Here is a 13,126-nt window from a genome sequence, read left to right on the forward strand (position 1 = left end):
CCGGTTGGCGGCAGTCTCGGCGGGCGTCGGCGCGGTGAATTTTCAGCCCGGCCGCCGTCGGTTTTGCCGGGACGACGCCTTCCCTGCGGAGAACCGTTCCGGGCGAAACCGAAAAATTTGGTTCTGCGCCCGGCTTGCGCTATCTTTGCAAGGGAAACACAAAACAGAAGCTATGAAACGCCTGCTATTTTTTCTTACAGTCGTAACGCTCGTCTCGTGCGGCCGGTCGTTCGAAAAACGTACGGCCAAATATGCCGAAGTGGGGGAGATGAGCGACAACCGCGCGGCCGTGCTCGATATCAACGAGGGCGTAGGCCGCTGGGGCTATGTCGATGGAACGGGGCGGCTGGCGATCGAATGCCGCTATGCCGACGCCCGCCGATTTGCCGACGGACTGGCCGCGGTACAGGTCCCCGAAGGAGCTTGGGGATATATCGACACCGTGGGACGGCTCGTGATCGCTCCGCAGTTCGTGCTTGCCGAACCGTTTGAGGACGGCATGGCGTGGGTGCAGGCCGCGGGCGAGCTTTGGGGCCGCGTCGATAAGTCGGGGAAGATGGTTATTCCCTGCCTGTACTCCGAAATCGGCGAGCCGGACGAGCGGGGCTGGATGCGCGTGCTGCGCGACGGCAAGTGGGGCTATCTGCGCGAAAACGGCGAAGTGGTCGTGCCGTGCGACTACAATCTGATCGGCGAGCCTAACGCATACGGGCTGATTCCCGTGACGAGCGGCGGCAAGCACGGCTTCTTGGACGCCGACGGCCGCGAAGTGCTTCCCTGCTTCTTCACCTACATTTCCGATTTCAAGGACGGCTATGCCCGGACCAACTACGGAGGCAGCATGATGCTGCGCGACGAGCCTTACGGCGGGCAGTGGGGACTGATCGACACGCTGGGCCGCGAGACGATTCCGTGCCGGTACTACTACCTCGATACGCCGGGCGAAGGACTTGCGGCCTTTATGCTCGAACAGTTCGGCAATTTCGGCTATGTGGACGTAAAGGGCAATGTGGCGATTTCGCCCCGTTTCGCCGTGGCGAAGCCCTTTTCGGGCGGTGTTGCCGTGGTGAGCTACAACAATGTCAATTACGGACTTGTGGACCGCAACGGCAATGAAGTCAGTTCGTTCCGCTATAAACGCATCGGGGAGTTCCACGATGGTCTGGCGCCGTTCAATACCAACCTTTACGGCATGAATTTTCAGGGGATGGAGCCGCGCTGCGGGTATATCGACACCGAAGGGCGCGAAGTGCTTCCCGCCAAGTGGGACGATGCCGGCGAGTTCAGCGAGATGCGCGCCCCGGTGATGCGTTTCGGCGTAAATTCCGAGGATTTCTACGACGCCCGCTGGGGCTATATCGCCACGAACGGCCAGCTCGTCGTACCCTTCAAATACCACGAGGCATATCCTTTCAGCTGCGGTCTGGCCCGCGTTTTCGTCAAGGGGCTGGGGTACGGCTATATCAACCGCAAGGGCGAAGAGGTCGTTCCCTGCAAGTATCAGGAAGCCGAAGATTTCCACGACTTTACGGCGAAAGTGAAACAGTACGACCGGGTGATGACGATCGACGACAAGGGGCAGATCGTCGAAGGGCAATAAAAAAACGGAGGTCCGAGACCTCCGTTTTTTTGTTGGCTGTCCGGTCCGCCGACTTATTTGAATCCCACGATTTCGGGCCGTGTCGGACGGTAACGGTATTGTTCGATGCGGGTCTGGTTCGATACGCGGACATATTCGCTCTCGACCAGTCCGCGTTTGCCGAAGGCGAGTCCCAGACGTATCTGTATCGTGTTGAAAATCAGCCTTTCGTTCTTGATGCGCACGCCGAAGCCGAACGAAGTGAAGAAGTCGTTCTTGAAGATGTTGGGGGAATAGCCGATCAGTCCGAAGTCGGCGAATCCGAACAGGGCGATACGGAAGCCGAGGGGCTGATAGGGCGTGAAAAATACGGTCTCCGTGTTGAGGATCATGCGGTTGGTGCCGGTGACATGCTCCTTGAGCGCCTGCAGTCCGTTTATGCGGGTCATGCGGATTATTTCGTCGCTGCCCGTGCCGCGGTTCCAGCCCTGCGTATAGTTGAAGGCCAGAAACTGGCGGATGCGGCTGCGTTTGAACATGAACAGGTTCGAGAACCACTTCAGGTCCACGTCCACCGCACTATGGCGCCACATGCCGGTTGCGAGGTCGATATAGCTTCCCAGCGTGATACTTCCCATGACATAGCCCACCGAGCGGAATCCGCCGGTCGTATAGGTCATGCCCAGATACATTTCGTCGTTGAATTCTCCCCACGAGTATCCGCTGACCAGCTCGGCCTTGTAACCCGTCGCAAGGTACTCCCTTGTGCCGAATCCGTAGATCATGTTGGCCGAATAGAACTTCTCGCGGTAGAGACCGGCCCCGAAGAGCATGGCGTCGTAGTCGTGCAGCGCGGGGTTGTGGTTGGGGGCAACCAGCGGCCGCCGGCTGAAACGGGCGTAGCTGTAGCGTCCCGTGAAATATACGCTCGAATTGATGGAGCGGATATAGCGCGACTTGCCGCCCCATGCGTCCAGATTGCGGACCTTGATGAGCAGCGAAGTGTCGAGGTCGATCATGTAGCGCTTCGACTTGACATCGCTGTACGTAAGGCCGATTTCATAGTCCGTCGGACGTATGAACTCCTTGCGCAGCCCCATGTTCAGCTCCGAGTTGTAGAAGTCGCGTCCGGCCGAAAAATCCGCCGTGTAGAAACTTCCCAGAACGTTGGGGATTTCGTATTCGACGATGTTGCCGCCGTATGAGAAGTCTTTGCGGCTGAAGTTGGTATTGAACTTCAGGGTGTTGCCCCAGCCGAAAATGTTGGCGTCCGACAGTCCGACCATCGTGCGGCCCTCGCCGTGGATGGCGCCGTCGACGCTGATCGTCCAGCTGTCACGGGTGCATATGACCATATTGACGCGTGTCGAATCCAGCGAATCGGGCATCAGGGTGATATCGACGTCGGAGATGTAGGGGCGCGAGCGGAGCAGCTGCTTGTTGCGCACGATCAGCTGCGGGTCGATCTTGTCGCCCGGCTTGAAGAGCAGGTCGCGGCGGATGACCCGGTCGCGCGTCAGCAAGTGTATCTTGTTGCCCGTACGTTCGAGCCAGTTGCCGTCGGAGTCGAAGGGATGCTGACGCTCGATGGTGATGTCGCCCACGGTTTTTCCCGCATAGGGTTTCAGCAGGCGGCTTTCGTCCACTACGCGGCCGCTGAATGTGGTGTCCAGCACGGGCTTTACGAAAAGCATTCTGTAGAGCATGCGCGGCACGGCGCGGCGGTTGGTCTTGGATTGGATGCTGTCGTACAGCCTTTGATTGCGTTCGGAAGTGGCGGTGTTCAGGCTGTCGGGCTTGAATCCGTCGGGCGAGTTTATGTTGGGAGAAGTTATTTCGGGACCGCGCATGCCGGGACCGGCCGTTCGGGCGAAACAAACGCTCACTGCCGCGAGGACGGTCAGTACGAGTATGCAGATCCGGCGATACATGTCATCAAAGATAACGTAATTTTTCGGCAAAACGTATAAAAAAGCGCTTCCCCGAAACAGGAAAAGACGGCCTTGGCGGTCGTCTTTTCCTCAATATACACTCTCTGCGGATGTTATCTCCGGGCATGTCCTGCGATTTTTCCGCCTTCCGGAATCGTACCGGGCCCGTGACGCCGCGTCGGAGTCCGTCTGCGCGCCCTTCCGGTTCTACCTGCGTCCCTCCTTGGCCTCGATACACTCGGTGGCGTGGGGCACTTTCATCAGGCGCTCCTTGGGAATGAGCTTGCCCGTGGTTTTACAGATGCCGTAAGTCTTATTCTCGATACGCACGAGCGCCATTTCCAGATTGTGTATGAACTTCATCTGGTGCGCCGCCAAGCGTCCGCTCTCCTCTTTCGAGAGAGTCGCTGCGCCCTCTTCGAGGACCTTGAACGTCGGCGAGGTATCTTCCGTGTCGTTGTCTGCCGTGTGGGTGATAGTGGCGCGCAGCAGCTCGTAGTCCGCACGCGCGTTCTCCAGCTTCTTCAGGATAAGCTGCTTGAACTCTTCGAGTTCGGCGTCGCTGTATCTCGTTCTTTCGTCTGCCATAGTCGTCTTCTCCTTAATTAGGTTTTATGTAAAATTAACTATTTTTTTCGTAAATACCAAATTTTACATCTCATTATACGATTCCGCCCGGACATACCCGCGCATCGTGCTCAGCATGAAACGCTTGCCGTTCCAAATTCACCGAAAAAGGGACTCGGAGACGTTCCGGACGGGCTAAATCCGCGTTACGGCGATCCGTACCGGCTCGTCATCGACATCCGAATCGACGATCACTCCGCCCGCAGGTTGTGCCGCGGTCTTGACCTCGACGGCCAGCGTCTGCGATGCGATGTAACCGGCGTATTTGGCGACGGCGTCGGCCACGAGCTCCTTCTGCTCGATCTCGACCCGGATCTTGTCCGTCACTTCGAATCCCGAATCCTTGCGGATATTCTGGATGCGGTTTATCAACTCGCGTGCCACGCCTTCCGCGCGCAGCTCCTCCGTTACGGTGATGTCGAGCGCCACGGTCAGCTTGCCTTCCGACGCCACGAGCCAGCCCGGCATGTCCTCCGAGGTGATCTCGAAATCGGCGGGGGTTACGGCGATCTTCTCGGCGCCGAGGTCGAGGATCGTCTCCGGAGCGGCTTCGATTTCGGCGATCCGCTCCTGCGTGAACTCCGCGGTCATGGCGGCGATCTGCTTCATGTATTTGCCGTAGCGCGGTCCCAGCGTCTTGAAGTTGGGCTTGATGCGCTTGGTGATAATGCCCGCCGTGTTCTCGATCAGCTCGATCTCCTTGACATTCACCTCGTTCATGATGAGCGTCTTCACGGCGGCGATATGCTGCGCCATTGCCGGGTCGAGCACCGGAATCAGTATTTTGGTCAGCGGCTGGCGCACCTTGATCGAGACTTTGCGGCGCAGGGCCAGCACCATCGACGATACGCGCTGGGCCAGCGACATCATCTCTTCCAGATCGGCGTCGATCAGCTTCCCGTCGGCCTTCGGGAAGGTCGAGAGGTGTACCGATTCGTCCGTATGGCGGCCGCTTACGGCGTTCAGGTCGCAGAAAATGCGGTCCGAGATGAACGGTGCGAACGGCGCCGCGAGCATCGAAACGGTCTCCAGACAGGTGTAAAGCGTCTGATAGGCCGCCAGTTTGTCCTCGTTCATGCCGCCGCCCCAGAAACGCTTGCGGTTGAGGCGTACGTACCAGTTGGAGAGGTTTTCGCCCACGAACTCCTGAATGGCGCGCGCCGCAGGCGTCGGGTCGTAATCTTCGAGCGAACGCGTCACGTCCCTGACCAGCGTGTTGAGCAGCGAGATGATCCAGCGGTCGATCTCCGGACGCTTCTCCACGGGAACCTCCGGCTCCCGGCCCGTAAATCCGTCCACGTTGGCGTAGAGGGCGAAGAACGAATAGGTATTGTAGAGCGTTCCGAAGAACTTGCGGCGCACTTCGTCCACGCCGTCCCTATCGAATTTGAGGTTGTCCCACGGCTGCGAGTTGGAGATCATGTACCAGCGCGTGGCGTCGGCTCCGTAGGTGGCCAGCACCTCGAACGGATCGACGCCGTTGCCCAGGCGCTTGGACATCTTGTTGCCGTTCTTGTCGAGCACAAGACCGTTCGAAATGATGTTCTTGAAAGCCACCGAGTCGAACAGCATCGAGGCGATGGCGTGCAGCGTGAAGAACCAGCCGCGCGTCTGGTCCACGCCTTCGGCGATGAAGTCGGCCGGATAGACCGTCTTGAAATGCTCGCCGCCGTTCTCGAACGGGTAGTGCAGCTGCGCATAGGGCATGGCTCCCGAATCGAACCACACGTCGATCAAGTCGCTTTCGCGCTTCATCGGCTCGCCCTTCGACGAGACCAGCACGATGCCGTCCACATAGGGGCGGTGCAGGTCGATATTTTTGGTCGAATAGTTCTCCGCCGACATGTCGCCGACCTTGAAATTTTTGTAGGGATTCTCCTTCATGAAGCCTGCGGCGACCGACTTTTCGATTTCGCCCGTCAGCTCTTCGATCGAGCCGATGCACTTCAGCTCCGAGTAGTCCTCCGTCGCCCATACCGGCAGCGGGGTTCCCCAGAAGCGCGAACGCGAAAGGTTCCAGTCCACCAATCCTTCGAGCCACTTGCCGAAACGGCCCGTGCCGGTCGATTCGGGCTTCCAGCGGATCGTCTTGTTTAGTTCGATCATCCGCTCGCGCAGGGCCGTGGTGCGGATGAACCACGAGTCGAGCGGGTAGTAGAGCACCGGTTTGTCCGTACGCCAGCAGTGGGGGTAGGAGTGGGTGTGCTTCTCGATCTTGAAGGCCTTGTTTTCGGCTTTGAGCATCACCGCGATGTCGATGTCGAGCGTCGTCTCGGCATCGCAGGCGATATTCGGATCGTATGCGTTTTTCACATAACGGCCCGCATACTCCCTGTATTTTGCGGCGTCGACATTATTTTTCACGAATTCGGGATCGAGCTCCTCCAGCAGAAAGAATTTGCCCTGCCTGTCTACCATCGGCTGATTTTTGCCGGCCTTGTCCACCATGAACAGCGGCGCAATGCCTGCGGCGCGGCCTACGCGGTCGTCGTCGGCACCGAACGTCGGCGCGATATGCACGATGCCCGTACCGTCCGAAGTGGTCACGTAGTCGCCGACGATCACGCGGAACGCGTCGCCCATCGGCTTTACCCACGGGATGAGCTGCTCGTAGCGGATGCCTTCCAGTTCGGGACCCTGCCAGCTTTCGCCCGTAATCTCATAGGTTCCCTCCATTTTCTTGGTGAAGTATGCGGGCACGAGCTCTTTGGCGAGGATGACCGTCTGCGGACGGTCGGTATAGGGGTTGCGGCATTTGACCTTGACGTATTCGATCGCGGGACCTACGGCCAGCGCCGTGTTCGAGGGCAGGGTCCACGGCGTGGTAGTCCAAGCCAAGAAATAGAGCGGTCCCTCGACGCCGGCGAAAAGCTTCTCGCTCTTCTGGTCGCGGATGACTTCGAACTGCGCCGTGCAGGTCGTGTCCTTGACGTCGCGGTAGCAGCCGGGCTGGTTCAGCTCGTGGGTCGAGAGACCCGTTCCCGCCGCCGGCGAGTAGGGCTGGATGGTGTAGCCCTTGTAGAGCAGCCCCTTGTCGAAGAGCTGCTTGAGGAGCCACCACAGCGTCTCGATGTATTTGTTGTCGTAGGTGATGTAGGGATCGTCCATGTTGACCCAGTAGCCCATCTTGCGGGTCAGGTCCTCCCACATGCCCGTAAACTCCATGACGGCTTCGCGGCAGGTGCGGTTGTATTCTTCGATGGTGATCTTTTTGCCGATGTCCTCCTTGGTGATGCCGAGCTTCTTCTCGACGCCCAGTTCGACCGGAAGTCCGTGCGTATCCCAGCCCGCCTTGCGGTGCACGAGGTAGCCCTGCTGCGTTTTGTAGCGGCAGAAAACGTCCTTGATCGTACGGGCCATGACGTGGTGGATGCCCGGCGTGCCGTTGGCCGACGGGGGGCCTTCGTAAAATACGAACGCGGGGTGTCCTTCGCGCGTGGTGATGCTTTTATGGAATGTATCGCGGGCGTCCCACTCGCCGAGCACGTCGGCGGCCGTCTGCGCCAGATCGAGACCTTTATACTCTTTGAACTTCATGGTGTATGTGTTTTGTTTTCGTTCGGATCCTGCACCCGGAGCAAAGCCGGAACTGCCGGAAACGTCATTCGTTTTCCGACAACTCGCAAAGATATAAAAAAGATTTGAAAATCTGCAAAATTCCGCCGATTAGGCCGCCGCCGCAAAAACGGCGTGGGCTTATTCCGCGATCGGCATTTCGACCCGGAAGCAGGAACCTTCGCCGACGGCGGAATCGACGCCGATTTGTGCGCCCATCTGCTCCGCGATGCTCTTGCAGATCGAAAGTCCGAGTCCGGTGCCCTGCGTGAAGGTGTCCACCTTGTAAAACCGTTCGAAGATTTTGTCCAGCTCTTCGGCCGGAATGCCGATGCCCGTGTCGCGGACATAGAGACTCAGCCGGTCCCGTTTGCGTTCGAATCCCACCGTGACGAATCCTTTTGGTGTGAATTTCAGTGCGTTGCGGATGAAGTTGGCCAATATCTGCATCAGCCCCTGCCTGTATTGGCAGACGGTGCAGGAGGGCAGTCCCTTTTCGACGTCCAGCACGACTTCCTCCGGAGTCTGCAGGCGGAACGTTTCGACGGCTTCGCGGCAGAGCGTCCGCAGGTCGAACCGGGTCCTGACCAGATCGGCATGCCCCGATTCGATGCGCGAGAGGTCCAGTACGTCGGATATGATCTGCAGCAGCAGTCCGTTGTTGAGCGACACGATGTCGTTGTACTCTTTGCGCACTTCGGGGTCCTCCTCGGTGGTCAGCAGCTGCGAAAAGCCTACGATGGCGTTGAGCGGCGTGCGGATTTCGTGGCTCATGTTGGCGAGGAACGCCGTCTTGAGCTTGTTGGACTCCTCGGCCCGCTCCTTGGCGGCGATCAGCTCCTGCTCGGTCTGTTTGAGCGCCGTGATGTCGTAATTGATTCCCAGCATGTCGATCACCTGCTCCTGCGGCCGGTAGTCGCGGCAGATGAGGTGGATTTTGATCCATGTCGTCCGGCCGTCGTCGTGCAGGACGCGGCAGGAGACCGATGCCGACTGTATCTCCCCGGACTCGAACTGCGCCAGCCGGTTCAGCAGCACCGTGCGGTCGTCGGGGGGGATATGACGGTATTTGCCGATGACGTCGCCGATGGCGGCCGTGTCGGCTTCGCCGTAGTTGCGCAGCCAGACGCTCTGCGCATAACCCTCTTTGTTGCAGAGGTTGTAGTTGATGTATCCCACCTGCGCGTATTCGGAGATAAGGCGGAACAGCGCTTCGAATTCCGTGAGCCGGTCCTGCGTCTGGCGGAGTTCCGTGTTGTCGATGTTGATGAGCAGGTAGTGGGTGATTTCGCCCGTGTCGTTGTAGAGACACCGGATGCGGGCCGTCCAGTCGATGTAGCCGCTCCGGCTGGTGTCGTAATAGCTTCGGGCTTTCGAAAAATCGTAGCGTGTGGTGAAGTCCGTACCCCGGCCTTCGCGGATGCAGTCCTTGATCTCGGCCGAGAAGTTGGGGTTGTCGAAAATGCTGAGTCCCCGGATGCCTGCCGGATCGGTTACGCCGAACATTTCCAGATCGCGGGCGTTGATGTCCACCAGATGCCCTGTGCGGTCGTATATCTCGATGCCGATCGGGGCGTTCTGAATGACGTTGCGCAGCAGTTTCTCCTTTTCGTCGAGCGCCTGATGCGCCGTGACGACGTCCGTGATGTCGAGGATCAGGATCACGATCTCCGTCGCGTCGTTGGGGGTGTTGTAGAGGAAGCTGCGGCAGTAGCGGCCGGTTTTGGAGGCATGCCACTGGTCCATCTTGTAATCCCCCAGCCTGATGGCCGCCAGCTCGTCGATGTGCCGGTCTACGGGGATGTCTATTTCGCGGGCGGTCTTGTCGAGGTAATCAGCGGCGTCTACGCCCAGAATCTGCTGCGCCGTCTGGTTGACCGAGAGGAAAAGGTAGTCGGTCGCCTGGCCGTCGTCGTCGTAGAGCAGCCGGATGCGGAAGTAGCCGATCGGCAGGTGGTCGAGCAGCTCGTCCATGTGTTTGTTCTCCTTCAGCACCGCGTAATAGTTGCTTTCGAGCGTGAGGACGTCCGCCTCTTTCCGGCCGGCGACCGGAACGCGCTGGAGGTAGCCGAAGAGTTTGATGCCCTGCTGCGGGTCCGATTGTTTGCGGACGAGCTGCGTATGGATCCATATTTCGCCTTCCGGCAGTACGACGGGGAACGTTTCGTCGAAATGGTTTCCGACCTTGAGCGACAGGAATTCGTTGTGTATCCGTGTCCGGTAATCTTCGCGCGTCAGCGGCATCAGTTCCCCGACTGCGGCCCGGTTGCTGCCGAGTCCCAGCAGATCGACGATGTAGTCGGAGAAGAACAGTTCGCCCGTGCGGAAATCCGCCTTCCACCACCCCATTTGGGCCGCGTCGAGCAGCTGCATCAACGATTGAAGATCGGGAGCGCCGGAGGTAAACATAACGGAGTCGCAGTTAAGTGTATGAAAGCGTGCGGGTGACGCGGGCCGGATTGCCGACGGCAACCGAATCCGCGGGAATGTCGCGCGTAACTACCGAACCCGCTCCAATTATCGCGCCGTTGCCGATCCGGACGCCCGGACAGACGATGACGCCGCCGCCCAGCCAGCAGTTGTCGCCGATGGTGATCGGTTTGCCGGCTTCGCGGCCTGTCGCACGCAGGTCGGGGTCCAGCGGATGGTGCGGGGTGAGCAGCTGTACCTTGGGCCCTATCAGCGTATTGCGCCCGATACGGATCGGAGCCAGATCGAGGAAGACGCAGTCGAAATTGACGAAAGAGCCTTCGCCGATATGGATGTTGTAGCCGTAATCGCAGTAAAAGGGCGCGCGGATGAATCCGGCTGCATTGGGACAGAGCTCGCGCAGAGCGGCGCGGTATGCTGCGTCGTGGCCGGGACATTCGGCGTTGAGCCGGTGCATCAGCAGCGTGGCGCGGTCGCGGTCGGCCGTCAGCTCCTCGTCGCGCGGGTCGAACCATTCGCCCGCCAGCATCTTCTCTTTCTCGCTTTTCATACGAGCGGGATATTTTATTCGAACGACTGCAGTTCGATCAGTTTGGCGTAGATTCCTCCGCGGGCCATCAGTTCGGCGTGCGTGCCCTGTTCGGCGATGCGTCCGTGATCGACGACGATGATCTTGTCGGCGTTGTGGATCGTGCTCAGACGGTGTGCGATGACTACCGAAGTACGGCCCTCCAGCAACTTGTTGAGGGCGTCCTGCACGAGTTTTTCGCTCTCGGTGTCGAGGGCCGAAGTCGCCTCGTCGAGAATCAGGATGTCGGGGTTTTTCAATACGGCGCGGGCGATGGAGAGACGCTGCCGCTGGCCGCCCGAAAGTTTCACGCCGCGGTCGCCGATATTGGTCCGATAGCCTTCGGGCGCTTCGGTGATGAAGCAGTCGGCATTGGCGATTCGGGCCGCTTCGACGATCTCCTCGTGCGAAGCTCCGGCCTTGCCCATGGCGATGTTGCCTTCGATGGTGTCGTTGAAAAGCACGGTGTCCTGCGATACGACGCTCATGTGTGCGCGCAGGCTCTCCTGCGTGTAGTCGCGGATCGAAACGCCGTCGATGAGGATGTCGCCCGCCGTAACGTCGTAGAAACGCGGAACAAGCTCGCTGAGCGTCGATTTGCCGCCTCCCGACGGTCCCACGAGCGCCACGGTCTCCCCGCGTTTGATGTCGAACGAAATGCCGTCGATCACCTCGCGGCTGCCGTCGTAGGAGAAGTGTATGTCGCGGAATTCGATCTTGTCTTTCAGGCCGTTCAGCTCCAGCGCGCCGGGCTTGTCCTGAATTTCGCTCTGGGCGTCGATGATCGAGAAGATGCGCTCTCCGGCCGCGATGCCCTGATTGATGTTGGCGAACTGGTCGATGAAGGTGCGCACGGGGCGCGTGATCTGCGAGAACATGGCGACGAAGGCGATGAAGCCTTCGGGGCTGAGCGACCCCTTGAATACGAGCGAACCGCCGAATACGAGGATGACGCCCACGGCCGAGATGCCGAGGAATTCGCTCATCGGCGAAGCCAGCTGCTGGCGGCGCGCCATCGAGAGGGTCAGCCGGGCCAGATCGGCGTTCAGGTCGTAGAACTTCTGCTTGATATAATCCACGGCGTTGTAGCTCTTGATGACCTTGATGCCCGAAAGGGACTCGTCGAGCGTCGATACCAGCTCGCCCATGCGCTGCTGGCTCGTGCGGGCCGGGTGGCGCAGGCGTTTGACGATGCTGCCGATGATGAGGGCCACCACGGGCAGAAACAGCACCGAGAAGAGGGCCAGCTCCCACGATATGGCGACCATCATCACCGTGTAGCCGATGATGAGGAACGGCTCGCGGAAAGCCACCTGCAGGGTGTTGGTGATGCAGAACTGCACCACGCCGACGTCGGAGGTGATTTTCGAAATGATGTCGCCCTTGCGCTGGTCGCTGAAAAAGCCGACGTGCATGTCCACCACCTTCGAGAACATCTCGTTGCGCATGCGCTGCAGGGTGCGGGTGCGCATGTTCTCCACCGTCCAAGAGCCCAGATAGCGGAACAGGTTGCTCAGCAGGCTCACGAAAATGGTCACCACGGCGAGCATGAGCAGTACGTTTTCGGGGTTGTATTCGTTGAACAGATGCGAGTAGGTGTAGTTGAACAAGGCTGTCAGGTATTCCTGATTGAAGGCCAGCGGGGGAAGTTTCTCCACATATACGAACGTGTAGTCGGCGTCGAACATCGTCTTGAGGATCGGCATGATCAGCAGGAACGTGAGCGAGTTGAACAGCGCGTAGAGCAGCGAGTAGAAGAAATAGGGAATTGCGTATTTCTGGATGGGTCGGGCGAAACCCAAGAGCCTCATGTATATTTTAAGCATTACGGGCGGATTATTTGCAGGTTATGTGATAATCGGGACAAAGATAGGAATAATAATGATAAAATCGGACCCTGCGGGTCAAAAGTGCGAAGTTTAGGAGAAATAAGGGCCGAAAAAGGAAAAGAGGCGGGCGTTGCCGCTCACCTCCCTTCCGGTTCATAACCAGTGTCTTCCGATAAATGCGCCTTGTCGTTGGCGGCGGCCACGGCCAGTTGGTCGCAGCGGTTGTTCTCGACCGTATCGGCATGCCCCTTGACCCATACGAACCGCACGTTGTGGCGTCGGTATATGCGCAGGAAACGCATCCACAGGTCGGGATTCTTCTTGCCGGCGAACCGTTTCTTCTCCCAGCCGAACACCCAGCCTTTCGTCACGGCGTCCACGACGTATTTCGAGTCGGAATAGACCGTGACGTCCGACCCCTCGAACTTGAGCGCTTCGAGCGCCGCGCAGACGGCCGTCAGCTCCATGCGGTTGTTGGTCGTCAGGCGGAATCCCTGCGAAAGCTCCTTGCGGTGAGGGCCCGAAAGCAGCACCGCGCCGTAACCGCCCGGTCCGGGATTCCCCAAGGCCGAGCCGTCGGTGTATATGGTGATTTGTGCCACGCCGG

The 13,126-nt window shown here is 59.1% G+C and carries 8 protein-coding genes; 1 reads left to right on the forward strand and 7 read right to left on the reverse strand.

What is annotated here, in order from left to right:
* Positions 1–172 precede the first annotated feature (172 nt).
* The gene (locus ALFI_RS11955; protein WP_014776002.1) at positions 173–1,600 is read left to right on the forward strand and encodes a WG repeat-containing protein; all 1,428 of its coding nucleotides are present in this window, start codon (positions 173–175) and stop codon (positions 1,598–1,600) included.
* A gap of 53 nt (positions 1,601–1,653) precedes the next feature.
* Here ALFI_RS11955 and ALFI_RS11960 read toward each other — a convergent pair whose 3' ends face one another.
* The 7 genes from ALFI_RS11960 to rnhA all read right to left on the reverse strand — a co-directional run bounded on the left by ALFI_RS11960 (position 1,654) and on the right by rnhA (position 13,121).
* Complete coding sequence (locus ALFI_RS11960; RefSeq protein ID WP_014776003.1) at positions 1,654–3,510, reverse strand: BamA/TamA family outer membrane protein; 1,857 nt, start codon at positions 3,508–3,510, stop codon at positions 1,654–1,656.
* Between the two features lie 207 nt (positions 3,511–3,717).
* The gene (locus ALFI_RS11965; RefSeq protein WP_014776004.1) at positions 3,718–4,098 is read right to left on the reverse strand and encodes a TraR/DksA family transcriptional regulator; all 381 of its coding nucleotides are present in this window, start codon (positions 4,096–4,098) and stop codon (positions 3,718–3,720) included.
* 174 nt (positions 4,099–4,272) lie between these two features.
* On the reverse strand, positions 4,273–7,674 hold the full coding sequence (ileS, locus tag ALFI_RS11970; RefSeq protein WP_014776005.1) for an isoleucine--tRNA ligase: 3,402 nt from the start codon (positions 7,672–7,674) through the stop codon (positions 4,273–4,275).
* A 159-nt stretch (positions 7,675–7,833) separates the two neighbouring features.
* On the reverse strand, positions 7,834–10,101 hold the full coding sequence (locus tag ALFI_RS11975) for a PAS domain-containing sensor histidine kinase (protein WP_014776006.1): 2,268 nt from the start codon (positions 10,099–10,101) through the stop codon (positions 7,834–7,836).
* 13 nt (positions 10,102–10,114) lie between these two features.
* On the reverse strand, positions 10,115–10,672 hold the full coding sequence (locus tag ALFI_RS11980; protein ID WP_014776007.1) for a sugar O-acetyltransferase: 558 nt from the start codon (positions 10,670–10,672) through the stop codon (positions 10,115–10,117).
* Between the two features lie 14 nt (positions 10,673–10,686).
* Positions 10,687–12,516: an ABC transporter ATP-binding protein gene (locus ALFI_RS11985; RefSeq protein ID WP_009598706.1), complete on the reverse strand. Its 1,830-nt coding sequence runs from the start codon at positions 12,514–12,516 to the stop codon at positions 10,687–10,689.
* Between the two features lie 140 nt (positions 12,517–12,656).
* Positions 12,657–13,121, reverse strand: a complete 465-nt coding sequence (rnhA, locus tag ALFI_RS11990; RefSeq protein WP_009598701.1) for a ribonuclease HI — start codon at positions 13,119–13,121, stop codon at positions 12,657–12,659.
* Positions 13,122–13,126: the final 5 nt, after the last annotated feature.

The organism is Alistipes finegoldii DSM 17242, from assembly GCF_000265365.1.
Taxonomy (GTDB): domain Bacteria; phylum Bacteroidota; class Bacteroidia; order Bacteroidales; family Rikenellaceae; genus Alistipes; species Alistipes finegoldii.

Coding starts and splice junctions, on each gene's coding strand:
- ALFI_RS11985 (WP_009598706.1), bottom strand. CDS start 12,516: ATGCTTAAAATATACATGAGGCTCTTGGGTTTCGCCCGACCCATCCAG.
- ileS (WP_014776005.1), bottom strand. CDS start 7,674: ATGAAGTTCAAAGAGTATAAAGGTCTCGATCTGGCGCAGACGGCCGCC.
- ALFI_RS11960 (WP_014776003.1), bottom strand. CDS start 3,510: ATGTATCGCCGGATCTGCATACTCGTACTGACCGTCCTCGCGGCAGTG.
- ALFI_RS11955 (WP_014776002.1), top strand. CDS start 173: ATGAAACGCCTGCTATTTTTTCTTACAGTCGTAACGCTCGTCTCGTGC.
- ALFI_RS11975 (WP_014776006.1), bottom strand. CDS start 10,101: ATGTTTACCTCCGGCGCTCCCGATCTTCAATCGTTGATGCAGCTGCTC.
- ALFI_RS11980 (WP_014776007.1), bottom strand. CDS start 10,672: ATGAAAAGCGAGAAAGAGAAGATGCTGGCGGGCGAATGGTTCGACCCG.
- ALFI_RS11965 (WP_014776004.1), bottom strand. CDS start 4,098: ATGGCAGACGAAAGAACGAGATACAGCGACGCCGAACTCGAAGAGTTC.